Genomic DNA, 13,991 nt, shown 5'->3' with positions numbered 1-13,991 from the left:
TACGTTCTCCCCGCGGTGGCCGCCGACCCCGGTCATGCGGACGCCGCATCGGCTCCAACGCCCCCTTCACGGGCGCACCCCCGAGGAGAACTCAGTGAAGAAGCCCTCCCTCAGGACGGTCGCCGCGGCCGCCGCGGCGCTCGCCGCGCTCGCTCCCGCCGCGGCGTGCTCCTCCAAGAGCGCGGGGTCCGGCGGCGGCGACGCGAAGAACGCCAAGATCGCGTTCCTGATGCCCGACATCGCCTCGACCCGCTACGAGCTCTACGACGCCCCGCTCTTCAAGGCCAGGATGAAGCAGCTGTGCGGCGGCTGCACGGTGCTCTACCAGAACGCCGGCGCCGACGCCTCCAAGCAGCAGCAGCAGGCCAGCTCGGTGCTCGCCCAGGGCGTCAAGGCCATCGTGATCGACCCGGTCGACTCGGCCGCGGCGGCGTCGATCGTCCGGATGGCGCAGTCCCGGGACGTGAAGGTGATCGCCTACGACCGCCCCATCCCGGCGGCCAAGGCCGACTACTACGTCTCCTTCGACAACGAGAAGATCGGCGCGATGATCGGCCAGTCGCTGGTCGACCACCTCAAGCAGGAGAAGGCCGAGGGCGGCATCCTGGAGGTCAACGGCTCGCCCACGGACGCCGCCGCGAACCTGATCAAGAAGGGCATCCACAGCTCCGTCGACCCGAGCGGCTTCAAGCTGCTGGCCGAGTACGACACGCCCGGCTGGGAGCCCGCGAAGGCCCAGCAGTGGGTCAGCGGCCAGATCAGCAAGTTCCGCGGCCAGATCGCGGGCGTCGTCGCCGCGAACGACGGCACCGGCGGCGCCGCCGTCGCCGCGTTCAAGGCCGCCGGCACCGACGTCCCGCCGGTGACCGGCAACGACGCCGAGCTCGCCGCCGCGCAGCGGATCATCGCCGGCGACCAGTACAACACGATCTCCAAGCCGATCAAGATCGTGGCGGAGGCCGCCGCCAACGCGGCCCACACGTTCGTCCAGGGCGAGACCCCCAAGGGCAACACGACGCTGTTCGGCACGCCGTCGGAGCTCTTCACGCCGACCGTCGTCACCCAGGACAACATCGGCAAGGTCCTGCTCGGCCCGGACGGCGCCCTCAAGGCCGACAAGGTCTGCACCGCCGAGTACGCGGCCGCCTGCGCCAAGCTCGGCCTCAAGTAGCGATCTCCCGAGGTTCGTCATGTCACCAACGCCCACCCCGGCCGCCGGCGCGGCGCGCCCGCTGCTGTCGCTGCGCGGCGTCAGCAAGTCGTTCGGCGCGGTCGCCGCGCTCACCGGCGTCGACCTGGACGTCGCCGCCGGCGAGGTCGTCGCCCTCGTCGGCGACAACGGCGCCGGCAAGTCCACCCTCGTGAAGGTCCTGTCGGGCGTGCACGCCCCGGACGCGGGGACCATCACCTTCGAGTCGCGGGAGGTGAGCATCCCCACCCCGGCCGCGGCGCAGCAGCTCGGCATCGCGACCGTCTTCCAGGACCTCGCCCTCTGCGAGAACCTCAACGTGATCGAGAACCTGTTCCTCGGCCGCGAGATGCGGGCGCTGCGCCTGGACGACGTCGCGATGGAGGTCCGCTCCCGCGAGCTGCTCACCCAGCTCTCGGCGAAGATCCCCTCGGTGGGGGTCCCGGTCGCGGCGCTGTCGGGCGGCCAGCGGCAGACGGTGGCGATCGCCCGGTCGCTGCTCGGCGACCCGAAGGTCATCATCCTGGACGAGCCGACCGCCGCGCTCGGCGTCGCGCAGACCGCCGAGGTGCTCAACCTGATCGAGCGGCTCAGGGAGCGCGGCCACGGCGTCCTCATGATCAGCCACAACATGGCCGACGTGCAGGCCGTCGCCGACACCGTCGCCGTGCTGCGCCTCGGCCGCAACAACGGCGTGTTCGACGCGCGGACGACCTCCGCCGAGGAACTGGTCGCCGCCATCACCGGCGCGACCGACAACGTGGTGAGCCGCCGCGCCGGCAAGCTCCGCCCCGAGGCGCGGGACACCCCCGCGGAGGACGGCGGCGACACCGGGACCGCGCAGGAGAAGGACGCCGCCGCCGGCGGCGCGGACGGGCCGGACGGCGACCGGCCCGAGCGGGTCGCACCGGGCGGCCCGAGGAAGGGAGCGGGCGATGAGTGACCTCATGGCGCCCCCGCAGACCGGGACCGGCCTGCCGGGCGAGCAGGGGGAGCGGGGCGTGCGCGCCGCGCTGGCGGCCGCGGCCGACCGGGTCCGCGGCGGCGACCTCGGCGTCGCGCCGGTGGTCGGCGGGCTGATCGTGATCTGGACCGTGATGCAGATCCTCAACCCGGTCTTCCTGTCCAGCGCGAACCTGGTGAACCTGGCGCTGGAGTGCGTGCCGGTCGGCGTGATCGCGCTCGGCGTGATGTTCATGCTGCTGGTCGGGCAGATCGACCTGTCGGTGGGCTCGGTCAGCGGGCTCAGCGCCGCCGTCGTCGCGGTGCTCTTCGTCGACCACGGCTGGCCGTCCTGGCTCGCGATCGTCGCCGCCGTGGCGCTGGCCGTCGCGCTCGGCTGGTTCTACGCCCAGGTGTTCAACCGGCTCGGCGTGCCCAGCTTCGTGATCACCCTGGCGGGGCTGCTCGGCTGGCTCGGCCTGCAGCTGTGGATCCTCGGGCCCAAGGGCTCGATCAACCTGCCGTTCGACTCGCGGCTGGTGACCTTCGCCCAGCTCGACTTCCTCCCGCCGTGGTTCGCCTACGCGCTGGTCGCCGTCGGCGCGGCCGGGCTGTACCTGACGGGCCACAACCGGGCCGCGCAGCGCCGCAGGGCGGGCCTGCCCGCGACGACGGAGCGCACGCTCATCCTGCGCAGCGCCGCCCTGCTCGCCGGCCTCGCCGTGGCGGTCTGGTACCTGAACCGGGACCGCGGCGTCGGCTGGATGTTCGTCCTGTTCCTGATGCTCGTGCTGGCGACGCACTACGTCCTGTCCCGGACGAAGTACGGCAAGTCCGTGTACGCGGTCGGCGGCAACGTCGAGGCGGCCCGGCGCGCCGGCATCAACGTCAGGACGGTCTACGCCTCGGCGTTCGTCCTGTGCACCACGCTCGCCGCGATCGGCGGCGTCCTCGCCGCGGCGCGCCTCGCGGCGGCCAACCAGAGCAGCGGCGGCGGCGACGTCAACCTGAACGCGATCGCGGCGGCCGTCATCGGCGGGACGAGCCTGTTCGGCGGGCGCGGCAACGCGTTCGCGGCGCTGCTCGGCATCCTGGTCATCCAGTCGATCTCCAGCGGGCTGACGCTGCTGAACCTCGACTCGTCCTACCGTTTCATGGTCACCGGCGCCGTGCTGCTGCTCGCCGTGGCGCTGGACTCGGTCGCCCGCCGCTCCCGCGCCTCGCACGGCCGCGCCTGACCGGCACGGGTTGGATGGGACCACTACGCAACGGACGGGGGAGCCGATGACGGTCGTCTGCGTCGACGCGGGCACCACGATGATCAAAGCGGTGGGGTACGCCGGGGACGGCGCCGAACTGGCCGTCGCCCGCCGGCCCACCGAGGTCGCCCGGCCCGCGCCGGGACACGCCGAGCAGGACATGGCCGCGGTGTGGCGGGCCGTCGCCGACGCCGTCCGGGAGGTGCTCGGGAAGGTCGGCGGCGACGTCGACTTCCTCGCGCTCACCGCGCAGGGCGACGGCTGCTGGCTGGTGGACGGCGACGGCGCGCCCACCGGCCCGGCGATCCTGTGGAACGACGGCCGCGCCGCCCCCGCCGTCGAGCGCTGGGCGGCCTCCGGCGTGCTGGAGCGGGCGTTCCGCGTCAACGGGTCGCTGCACTTCGCGGGCCTGCCGAACGCGATCCTCACCTGGCTGCGCGAGCACGACCCCGACCGGCTCGCCCGGTCGGCGGCGTCCCTCACCTGCGGCGGCTGGATCTTCTCCCGCCTCACCGGGCGGATCGCGGTGGACGGCTCGGACGCGTCCGCGCCGTTCCTGGACATCGCCGAGCTCCGCTACTCGGACGACCTGCTCCGCGCCTACGACATGGAGTGGGCGCGGCGGCTCCTGCCCGACGTGCTCGGCGACGACCGGCGCGCCGCCCCCCTGACCCGGGGCGCGGCGGACGAGCTGGGGCTGCCGGAGGGCCTGCCCGTCGTCCTCGCCCCCTACGACATCGCGTCCACCGCGATCGGCGTCGGCGCGGTCGACCCCGGCCAGGCCTGCACGATCCTCGGCACGACGCTGTGCACCGAGACGGTCGTGGACGGCCCGCGGCTGGGCGGCGACCCGTCCGGCCTCACGGTCGCGATGGGCCTGCCGGGCCGCTACCTGAGGGCCTTCCCGACGCTCGCGGGCGGCCAGGTCGTCGACTGGGCGTGCCGCGTGCTCGGCCTCGCCGCGCCCGCGGCGCTCGCCGAGCTGGCCGCGTCGGCGGCGCCGGGCGCCGACGGGCTCGTCTTCCTGCCGTACCTGTCGCCCGCCGGCGAACGCGCGCCGTTCCTGGACCCGCAGGCGCGCGGCGCGTTCCACGGCCTCACCGTCCACCACGAGCGCGAGCACGTCGCCCGCGCCGTCCTGGAGGGGCTCAGCCTGGTCGTCCGCGACTGCCTGACGGCGGCCGAGACCCGTCCCACCGAGCTGCGGGTCAGCGGCGGCGGCTCGGCCAGCCCCGTCTGGCTGGGCATGCTGGCCGACGTCACGGGCGTCCCGGTCGTCCGGTCCGCCGACAGCGAGGCCGGGGCGCGCGGCGCGTTCATCACCGGCCTCCTGGCCACCGGGCGGGCCGCCGACGCCCGCGCGGCCGCCGGAGACCACGTCCGTCCCGGCGACACCCACGCGCCCGACCCGGACCGGGCGGCTCACTACTCCCAGACCTACGAGGACTTCTTGACGATCCGCTCCGCCACGGCGCCCGCCTGGCCGACCCTCGCGGCGGCCCGCGCCCGCACCGGCCTGGACGGCGGCGCCCGGTGACCGACCAGAACGAGGCGGTGTGGGTCGGGGTCGACCTGGGAACGCAGAGCGTGCGCGCGCTCGCCGTCACCGCGTCGGGCGACGTGGCGGGCGCCGGCAGCCGGGCGCTGACCGGGCGGCGGGACGGCCCCCGGCACGAGCAGGACCCCGAGGACTGGTGGACGGCGGTCGGCGCCGCCTGCCGGGAGGCGCTGCGCGACGTCCCGGCGCCGGCGGTGCAGGCCGTCGCCGTCGACGCCACGTCCGGGACGATCCTGCTCACCGACGACGGCGGGCGGCCGCTGACCCCGGCGCTCATGTACGACGACACCCGCGCCGCCGGCCACGTCCAGCGGGTCAACGAGGCCGGCGGCGAGGTGTGGCGCGCCCTCGGCTACCAGCGCATGCAGCCCGCCTGGGCGCTGCCGAAGCTGCTGTGGCTCCTGGAGCACCACCCGCGCGAGGGCGCCCGCCTCGCCCACCAGGCCGACTTCGTCAACCGGCGGCTGACCGGGCACCCGGTGGCCGCCGACCTCAGCAACGCGCTCAAGACCGGGGCGGACCTCGTCGCCGAGGACTGGCCCGCGGACGTCCTCGACGCGCTGGGCGTCCCCGCCGGCCTGCTCCCGCCCCTGGAACGGTCCGGCACCCCGCTCGGGACGGTCTGCGCCGCGGCCGCCGAGGCGACCGGCCTCCCCGAAGGGACCCCGGTCGTCGCGGGCGCCACCGACGGCTGCGCCGCGCAGCTCGGCACCGGGCGCCTCACCGTCGGATCCTGGAACTCCGTCCTCGGCACGACCCTCGTCCTCAAAGGCGTCAGCGACGACCTCGTCCAGGACCCGTTCGGCGTCGTCTACTCCCACAAGGCCCCGGACGGGCGGTGGCTGCCCGGCGGCGCGTCCAGCACCGGCGCCGGCGCGCTCTCCCGCGACTTCCCGGGCCGCGACCTGGCCGACCTGGACCGGCGCGCCGCCCGGCACGAACCCGCGGCGGCGCTCGCCTACCCGCTCGTCCCGGCGGGGGAGCGGTTCCCGTTCCTCGCGCCGGACGCCCGCGGCTTCCGGCTGGACGGCACGGGCGACGAGGCCGACGACTTCGCCGCCCTCCTGCAGGGCGTCGGCTACCTGGAGCGGCTCTGCTTCGACCACCTCGACCTGCTCGGCGCGCCCACCGGCGGCGACCTGACGCTGACGGGCGGGGCCGCGCGCAGCCGGTACTGGTGCCAGCTGCGCGCCGACATCCTCGGCCGCCCCGTCGTGCTGCCCCGGCAGGCCGAGCCCGCGCTCGGCGCCGCCGTCCTCGCCGCCGCGCCGGGCCGCGACATCGCCGAGACCGCCGGGCGGATGGTCGCCGTCAGGGCGGTGATCGACCCGCGTCCGGACAGGACCGGCGTGTTCGACGCGCCCTACCTGCGCCTGGTCGGTGAGCTGGAACGGCGCGGATGGCTGCCCGCCGAGACCGCCGCGCACGCACGCGAGAGGACATCACGATGACGCGCCTCATCCTCGTCCGGCACGGGGAGACCGAATGGCACGCCGACAACCGCTACGCGGGGACCAGCGACGTCGCGCTGACGCCGCGCGGCCTGGACCAGGCCCGCGCCCTGGCCGCGTGGGCCGGCACGGCCCGGCCCGACGCGGTGTGGTGCTCGGACCTGTCGCGGTCCCGGCTGACCGCGGCGCCGTCCGCCGCGGCGATCGGCGCGCGGCTGCACGTCGACGAGCGGCTCCGGGAACTGGACTTCGGGCAGGGCGAGGGGCTCACCCGCGCGGAGATGGAACGCAAGTTCCCCGAGGATCTGCGCGCCTTCCTTGCCGACCCCGTCGCCGCGCACCTTCCCGGCGGCGAGGATCCGTCCGCCGCCGCCCGCCGCTTCACCGCGTGCCTGGACGACATCTCCCGCCTGCACCAGGGCGGCCGCGTCCTGGTCGTCGCGCACTCCACGGCGATCCGGCTCGCGCTGTGCCGGCTGCTGGGGGTGCCGCTCAAGGACTACCGGCGGCGGTTCCCGTCGCTGGGCAACTGCGCACTGACCGAGATCCGGCTCCGGGACGGCGAGGCCGCCCTCCTGGAGTTCAACACCCCACTGGAGCGATGAATGACTACCCGCGTGCTCGCGGCCGGTGACCTTTTCGTCCGCAACGAGCTGCTCATCGACGCCCTGCGCGCCGAGGCGCCCGCCGACCTGGCGTTCTCGGAGGTCACCCTGCCGTGGCCGGTGGAGCCGTTCGGGCGCGTCGCGGAGGTGGACGAGGCGTCGGGGACCGAGGAGCAGCTCATCGAGGCGCTGCGCGGCGCCGAGGTCTGCGTCACCCAGATGGCCCCGCTGACCCGGCGGATCCTGGAGGCCTCCCCGGACCTGCGGCTGTTCGGGATCAGCCGCGGCGGGCCCGTCAACGCCAACCTGGAGGCGGCGACCGAGCACGGCGTGGCCGTCTGCTTCGCGCCCGGCCGCAACGCCGGCGCCACCGCCGAGCACACCCTCGGGCTGATCCTCGCGGCGGTCCGGCGCATCCCGCAGACGCACGTCGACCTGATGGCGGGGCAGTGGCGCGGCGACTACTACCGCTACGACGACGTCGGCATCGAGATCCAGGGCAGCACCGCCGGTCTCGTCGGCTGCGGCGCCGTCGGCCGCCGCGTCGCCCGGGCCCTCGCCGCGCTCGGCGCCCGCGTGCTCGTCCACGACCCGTACCTGGACGACCTCGGCGACCTGTCCGGCATCGCCGAACTCGTCCCGCTCGACGAGCTGCTGGCGCGCGCGCAGATCGTCTCCCTGCACGCCCGCGCGACGCCGCAGACCACGGGGATGATCGGCGCCGCGCAGATCGCCGCGATGCCGCCCGGCTCCATCATCGTCAACTGCGCGCGCGGGTCGCTGCTGGACTACGAGGCCGTCTGCGACGCCGCCGAGTCCGGCCACCTGTTCGCCGCCGCGTTCGACGTCTTCCCCGAGGAGCCGATCCCCGCCGGGTCGAGGCTGCTGACCACCCCGAACATCATCGTCACACCGCACCTGGCCGGGGCCAGCAAGCAGACCGCCGCCAACGCGGCCCGCATCCTCGCCGCCGACGTCGGCCGCCACCTGCGCGGCGAGGCCCTCCTGCACTGCGCGAACCCCGAGGTGCTGGCCCCCCGGCCCACCGGCCCCTGACCTCCCCACCCCCCCACCCAAGGAGGCACGATGCACGGACCCGGACTCGGCGAGGCAGCTCTCACTCGCCGCAGAGTCCTCGGCTTCGCGGGCGCCGCCACGCTCGCCGGAGCCGCCGCCCTGGCCGGCGCCCGCCCCGCCGCGGCCGCCGGACGCTCCTTCACCTTCGACCTGCTGTTCAACGTCCCCCACACCGACAACATGCAGGGCCTCGCCTACCGCCGCGGCCGCTTCTACGTCGGCTTCGACGTGGGCGGCGGACACGGCGTCATCCGCGAGTACGACCGCGACGGCACCACCCTCAAGGAGAGCGCGCCGCTCGCCGTCGGGCACGCCGCCGAGATCAGCGCCGACCGCGACGGGCTCCTCTACGTCGCCACCGGCGGCGGCACGAACCCGACCAAGGTCAACGTCGTGGACTGGAGCGGCGAACCCGAGGTCGTGCGCACCATCGACTTCGGCGCGCTCGGCAACTCCGGCCTGGTCGCGGTCGACGACCGCCGCGACGGCCTGCTCGTGCACGCCGGACCGGGCGACCAGGGCCCCTTCGTGTTCGCGTTCACCGACCTCGACGGCACCGTCCGCTCGACCTTCGACCTCGGCTACCAGGGCGTCCCGCAGGGCCTGGAGATGGCCGGTGACAAGGTCCTCTACTACACCAACAACGCCATCACCGTGCTGGACCGGGCGGGGAACATCCTCGAAGCGATCCCCATCCCGCTGACCGGGGAGAGCGAGGGGCTGGCGGTCGCGCACGCGGGCCGCGGCACCCGCGTCTTCTTCGGCTACAACAAGCCGAACCGCGTCTACGCGATGACGCCCGTGTTCCACTGACAGGCCAGGCGCGCGGCCGGGTTCCGTCCATACCTCCCGTCCCGGCCGCGCGCCCTCCCATTTATGCGCACAAAGTGCTTGACTCCACGGTCGATATCACGGTCGACTTAGCATCCGGCGGCCCTCGTTTATCGGAATCTTCTAGAGTGCGGATATCCGGCGGGAAGGGTCTTGCATTTCACGGCCACTCGGGTAGAAAAAATCAAATCCCTCTCCCCGAGGAGGAAACCCCGTGAAGGCTCCCATCAGGCTGGCCACCCCCCTCGCGGCCGCCTCCGCCGCGCTGGCCCTGACGGCGCCCGCCGCGTCCGCCGCCACCACCACGATCCGCCAGGAGACCGCCACCGGAGCCCCCTACTCCGGCAACTGGCAGGTCGCCACCGTCGGGGGTCTGGCGTTCTCCGTCGACTACCTGGGCGCGAAGGTGACCGGCTCCTGCGACGGCGCCGAACTGCAGGGCACCGTCCAGTCCACCGGCGCGGGCGAGCTGACCGCCGCGTCGATCGGCGCGTGCCGGACCTCCAACGGCCTGAGCTCCCCGCCCACCGACCTCGACCTCAGCCAGATGCCCGACAAGAGCGGGAGCGTCGCCTACGACCCGGTCTCCGGCGGCCGGGACGGCGTCCTGTCCATCAACGGCGGTCTTCGCTTCAAGATGGAAGGAAAGATCCTCGGCATCACCGTCACCTGCTACTACGGATTCCGGACGGGCGGCACCGACGGTCTGCGCTTCGACGTCTACAACCGCGACAACCCGAACCGCCCCCTGCCGGGCCAGGACGACGCGCAGGGCAGGGCCGACGGCATCACGCTCGTGCGGCAGACGGGAAGCAGCGGCCTCTGCCCGTCCAACGGCACCGGCAGCGGCTCCGCCATCGCCCGCGGTGAGAGCACGCCGGGCTCCGGCGTCTTCGACCGCAAGCTCTACCTGACCCCCTAGCCCAGGGCGAGCGTGCGGAGAGGCGGCCGGGCCCGGGGCCGGTGCAAGGGAGTGATCATCCTCCTCGGGCCCGGCCGCCCTCACTGTGCCCTCGCGGTGCTGGGTCGCCGTGTCGGGAAGAACGACCGGGGGCGTACGGCCGAATCCTTCTGGACGATCGCGAGGAATTCGAGCGTAACTCCGCAGTTCAGCCCTGAGTAATGACTGCGTGTTTACAGTTGTTTCCCACGCGTGTCCGAGACCTGCCGTGGCAAAATCACTCACTTTTCAGCTCGAACGCGCCGACGGGCGGCGCCCCGGCGAGGTCGGCATCCGGCCCATGGTGACCCCTGAGGGAGAATGGGGCGCATGAGAGCGGTGGCCATCTCCGACACCCACGCGCCCCGGCGCTGGAAGTCGTGCCCGCCGCGGGTGGCCGAGCACCTGCGGGACGCCGACGTGATCCTGCACGCCGGCGACGTGTGCGTCGCGTCCGTCCTGGACGAGCTGGCCGAGTACGCGCCCGTCCACGCCGTCCTCGGCAACAACGACGGGCCCGACGTGGCCGGGTGGGGCGCGCCCGAACGCCTCGAACTCGACCTGGACGGCCTCGCCGTCGCGATGGTCCACGACAGCGGCCAGGCCAAGGGCCGCACCGCCCGGATGCGGCGCTGGTTCCCCGGCGCCGACCTCGTCGTGTTCGGGCACTCCCACATCCCCCTGGACGAGACCGGCGACGGCATCCGCATCTTCAACCCCGGGTCGCCGACCGACCGGCGCCGCCAGCCGCACGGCACCCTCGGGCTCCTGGACATCGACGGCGGCCGGCTCACCGAAGCGCGGATCGTCCCCGTGACCTGAGCCTCGCCCTCGACCGGCCGGACGCCGCATGGAATCGTCCCTTGGAGACGACCCGCGAGGATGAGAGGGCCCCCGGCATGACCGACCGCGTCACCGTGCACGTCCACGAGGGGGTCGCCGACGTGCGGCTCAACCGTCCCGACAAGCTGAACGCCCTCGACCTGGCCACGTTCGAGGCGCTCGCCCGCACCGGGGACGCCCTCGCCGCCGACGGCTCCGTCCGGGCCGTGGTCCTGTCGGGGGAGGGCCGCGCCTTCTGCGCGGGCCTGGACTTCGCCGACTTCGCCGCCATGGCCGGCGACGGCGCCGGGCGGCGCGCCGGCGACATCACCGCGCGCGAGCCGGGACGCATCACCAACCTCGGGCAGCAGGCCGTGCACGTATGGCGGGAGCTGCCGCAGCCCGTCATCGCCGCCGTCCACGGCCACGCCCTCGGCGGCGGCCTGCAGATCGCGCTCGGCGCCGACATCCGGATCGTCGCCCCGGACGCACGCCTGTCGGTCCTGGAGATCCGCTGGGGCCTGGTGCCCGACATGACCGGCACGGCCGCGCTGATCCGCCTGGTCGGAGAGGACGTCGCGAAGGAGCTCACCTTCACCGGCCGCATGATCTCCGGCGCGGAAGCCGTCCGCATCGGCCTGGCGACCCGCACCGCCGACGACCCGCGCGCCGCCGCCACCGAACTCGCCCGCGAGATCGCCGGCAACAGCCCCGACGCCGTCCGCGGAGCCAAGCGCCTGCTCAACCGCGCCGCCGACACCGACCTGGCCGGCCAGTTCCTGGAGGAGTCCCGGACCCTCGGCGCCCTGCGCGGAAGCCCCAACCAGGTCGAGGCCGTCCGCGCCTACTTCGACAAGCGCCCGCCCGCCTTCACCGACCCGGCCTGACGCCCCGCCGACGCCTTCACCGGACGACACCGGGCGGGTGGCCTCGCATGGCGATTGCCCCCCGCTTGCTGCGGTGAACCTCCCGTGTGTCCGTCACGTTCGTGTGCCAGCCCAGACAGGACATCGTGCAGCAGCGGACACCGCCGCTAGGGGGACGCGTACAACTGGTGGCCGTCGCCGTGCCGCCGGTCCGAACGCGCGCGACCAACGTCTCGCGTCCAAGGCGGGACGGCCTCGACCGCCGAGGGAGCGGAGCGGTCGGGGGCTCGCGTCGCCTCGAAATGACTGGACCGTTCGGGATCGCGCTCGCCGCGGGACGCGTGAGGGGAGCGCGGAGAACAGATACGTCAGGCCGTGGGCGACTCCTTTGTCCAGCCGCGTTCCGCCTTCCGCCCGTTCGCCGCGAGCGCGGCGAACGGGCAGGTACGCGCCGGATGGCGATCGCGGCGGTGCGGTCCCGTCTCTAGCGGAGAGGTTTTGATGCCTCTTCACGGTCGAGCGTGGACGCATGCGCGGGGCCAGGCGCGAGACGGACTTCAGTCGAGCGGAAGCTCGGCGGTCACCTCGTCCCCTTCAACGGTGAGCACGGCGCCTGCGGTCGCCAGCAACGAGCGGGCACCGCGGTTGCCGGTGGTCGTCGAAGCGAGGAACCTTGCCGCTCCGGTCGACCGGGCCTCAGCCAGCAGCAACGCCGTCACCCGCGTGCCGATCCCGCGACCCCGGGAAGCGCGGCTCAACCAGATGCCCGCCTCCACCGCGTCACCTCGGGGCTCCAGGCGCGCCGCCCCGACCGCCTCCCCGTCGACATCGATCACCCACGTGCGCTCCACCGCCGTCGCCGGGTTCAGGCATCTCGCCCGGTGGAACTCCAGGAACGCCGTCCGGCGCTCAGGTGTCCAGCCGGGCGCGCCGGCGACCGGAGGCATGACCTCCAGAGGATCGGCGCCCGCCACGGCCGCGTCCAGCAGCCGCGCCAATGCGGGCTCATCCAGGGAACATAGGGCTACTTCCATCACGCACAGAGTGTGATTGCTGGCCGGGGGCCTGCGCGAGCGAATTTCGGCCCAGCACGCTCCACTGGGGGTGCTACTCCACTGGGAAAGCACAGCGGAGCTGCCGCGAACACCGGGGAGCCGAGGGCCATGGAGTGCCTGGCGTGCCGCGCCGGGCATGGCGAAAGGAGCGCCCGGACCATGGCCGTTGGTGGTCAGGCGGCGAGGGCCGATCCGACCGGGAGGTTCCGGATCAGCCAGAAGAGAAGGATGGCGCCGAACAGGGCCCAGATCAGCGCGGGGTGCGCCACCTTCGTCCTCACCGGACGATCCAGGGCGCGGGCTCTCGCCCACCGGAGCCAGAAGAACGCCAGAACCGGGAGCATCGCGACGGTCAGCACGTTCAGGCCGAAGGCCTCCTGGAGATGGCCGTGGGCGAGCGCGTGGACGGTGCGCATCGAACCGCAGCCCGGGCACTGGAACCCGGTGAGAGCGAGGAAGGGGCATGTCGGATAGTGCCCCGCCTCGTTGGGGTCGACCGCGGCGACGTACAAGACGGCGGCGACGCTGAGGACCAGCACCCCGCCGGGCCGCAGGAGCCGGACGGCGAGGGGCTGTCGAGAACCGTCCGGTGCTCCGGGAACCGGCCCGCCCCGCGGGAGCGGGACGGGCCGGGACTCATCCGTCATCGGTCAGCTGCCGCTGTTCCCCGCCATGGCGATGAAGAAGTAGATGGCGCCGACGACCACGCCGAGGACCGCGGACACGATCGCCCAGGTCTTCGCGTTGTTGGAGGACTTGATCGCACCGGCCTGGTCGCCCGCCGACCACTTGGAGTTGACCTGGGCGGCGTAGACGATGGACACGACGCCTGCGGGCAGGCAGCACAGGATGGTGGTCGCGATCGCCCACGGGAGGTGGTTCGGGGGCGGAGAGCCGGCGCCGGAGCTCGGGGGCGGCGGCGGGGCGGGCGGGTAGGCCATGGTGGTACCTCTCCTGCTTGGGCTGGGTGATCTACTTAGATAGATGGTGACAGGCCCCACCGGGTTCCCCCAATACGCTGCAACCTGCGGAGGAGCATCGGACCGGGGTGCCGATTTGACGTGGGCGCTCCGACCGCGTAAGTTAACCCCTCGTCCCCTCACGGATGCAGGACGCCCGCATGGCGGCCGGCCGAACCATGGGGAAACCACCTACGAACCAGCCGACACGGCTTCGTCGTGTCGGCCGTGCCGTGCCGTGGTGGGTCGGAAAAGCTCGATTTTGACAATCGGGCCGGATCTGATGAAATAGCGACACCGCCGGGAAGGAACCGCGCAAGCGGATTCGGAATGGCGTATCGGAAAAGCCCGGAATTGACAGTCCGAGCGGATCTGATAAAGTAAGAACAAGTCGCCCCGGGGCGGGAAACGCGAAAGCGGATCCGGTACGGTGGGTG

The 13,991-nt window shown here is 73.4% G+C and carries 13 protein-coding genes and 1 pseudogene; 11 read left to right on the top strand and 3 right to left on the bottom strand.

Going from position 1 to position 13,991, the window contains the following annotated elements; all coding sequences use genetic code 11:
- Nucleotides 1–94: 94 nt before the first annotated feature.
- From ABD944_RS39350 to ABD944_RS39300, 11 genes and pseudogenes are all read left to right on the top strand, one after another.
- The gene (locus ABD944_RS39350; protein WP_345186559.1) at nucleotides 95–1,171 is read left to right on the top strand and encodes a substrate-binding domain-containing protein; all 1,077 of its coding nucleotides are present in this window, start codon (nucleotides 95–97) and stop codon (nucleotides 1,169–1,171) included.
- A gap of 19 nt (nucleotides 1,172–1,190) precedes the next feature.
- Nucleotides 1,191–1,997: pseudogene (locus ABD944_RS39345) on the top strand (ATP-binding cassette domain-containing protein); the annotation flags it as partial.
- Between the two features lie 127 nt (nucleotides 1,998–2,124).
- Nucleotides 2,125–3,369: a sugar ABC transporter permease gene (locus tag ABD944_RS39340; protein ID WP_345186556.1), complete on the top strand. Its 1,245-nt coding sequence runs from the start codon at nucleotides 2,125–2,127 to the stop codon at nucleotides 3,367–3,369.
- Between the two features lie 46 nt (nucleotides 3,370–3,415).
- On the top strand, nucleotides 3,416–4,927 hold the full coding sequence (locus ABD944_RS39335) for an FGGY family carbohydrate kinase (protein WP_345186551.1): 1,512 nt from the start codon (nucleotides 3,416–3,418) through the stop codon (nucleotides 4,925–4,927).
- Entirely contained in the window at nucleotides 4,924–6,399 is a 1,476-nt protein-coding gene (locus ABD944_RS39330; protein WP_345186546.1) for an FGGY-family carbohydrate kinase, read from the top strand. The genes ABD944_RS39335 and ABD944_RS39330 overlap by 4 nt, the downstream gene beginning before the upstream one ends.
- Complete coding sequence (locus ABD944_RS39325) at nucleotides 6,396–7,004, top strand: histidine phosphatase family protein (protein ID WP_345186541.1); 609 nt, start codon at nucleotides 6,396–6,398, stop codon at nucleotides 7,002–7,004. The genes ABD944_RS39330 and ABD944_RS39325 overlap by 4 nt, the downstream gene beginning before the upstream one ends.
- Nucleotides 7,005–8,060, top strand: a complete 1,056-nt coding sequence (locus ABD944_RS39320) for a 2-hydroxyacid dehydrogenase (RefSeq protein WP_345186539.1) — start codon at nucleotides 7,005–7,007, stop codon at nucleotides 8,058–8,060.
- Nucleotides 8,061–8,090: 30 nt separating this feature from the next.
- A complete protein-coding gene (locus tag ABD944_RS39315; RefSeq protein WP_345186536.1) occupies nucleotides 8,091–8,894 on the top strand; it encodes a hypothetical protein in 804 nt (267 codons plus the stop codon).
- A 232-nt stretch (nucleotides 8,895–9,126) separates the two neighbouring features.
- Nucleotides 9,127–9,834, top strand: coding sequence for a hypothetical protein (locus tag ABD944_RS39310; protein WP_345186534.1), 708 nt, complete (start codon nucleotides 9,127–9,129; stop codon nucleotides 9,832–9,834).
- 348 nt (nucleotides 9,835–10,182) lie between these two features.
- Nucleotides 10,183–10,674 (top strand): metallophosphoesterase family protein, encoded by a 492-nt coding sequence (locus ABD944_RS39305; protein ID WP_345186531.1) that lies wholly within the window; start codon nucleotides 10,183–10,185, stop codon nucleotides 10,672–10,674.
- Nucleotides 10,675–10,751: 77 nt separating this feature from the next.
- Nucleotides 10,752–11,561 carry a crotonase/enoyl-CoA hydratase family protein gene (locus ABD944_RS39300; protein ID WP_345186529.1) on the top strand — a complete coding sequence of 270 codons (810 nt, stop codon included), beginning with the start codon at nucleotides 10,752–10,754 and terminating at the stop codon, nucleotides 11,559–11,561.
- Nucleotides 11,562–12,097: 536 nt separating this feature from the next.
- On the opposite strand, the gene ABD944_RS39295 is transcribed toward ABD944_RS39300, so the two are convergent.
- The 3 genes from ABD944_RS39295 to ABD944_RS39285 form a co-directional block, all read right to left on the bottom strand.
- Nucleotides 12,098–12,574: a GNAT family N-acetyltransferase gene (locus ABD944_RS39295; RefSeq protein WP_345186613.1), complete on the bottom strand. Its 477-nt coding sequence runs from the start codon at nucleotides 12,572–12,574 to the stop codon at nucleotides 12,098–12,100.
- Between the two features lie 194 nt (nucleotides 12,575–12,768).
- On the bottom strand, nucleotides 12,769–13,242 hold the full coding sequence (locus tag ABD944_RS39290; RefSeq protein ID WP_345186525.1) for a DUF2752 domain-containing protein: 474 nt from the start codon (nucleotides 13,240–13,242) through the stop codon (nucleotides 12,769–12,771).
- Between the two features lie 3 nt (nucleotides 13,243–13,245).
- Nucleotides 13,246–13,536, bottom strand: a complete 291-nt coding sequence (locus ABD944_RS39285; RefSeq protein ID WP_345186521.1) for a CD225/dispanin family protein — start codon at nucleotides 13,534–13,536, stop codon at nucleotides 13,246–13,248.
- Nucleotides 13,537–13,991: the final 455 nt, after the last annotated feature.

Origin of the sequence: Actinomadura verrucosospora (assembly GCF_039540335.1) — a bacterium.
In the GTDB taxonomy this organism is placed as follows: Bacteria; Actinomycetota; Actinomycetes; order Streptosporangiales; family Streptosporangiaceae; genus Spirillospora; species Spirillospora verrucosospora.
Note: the sequence above shows the minus strand (reverse complement) of the source record. Positions and strands in the feature narration are given on the sequence as shown.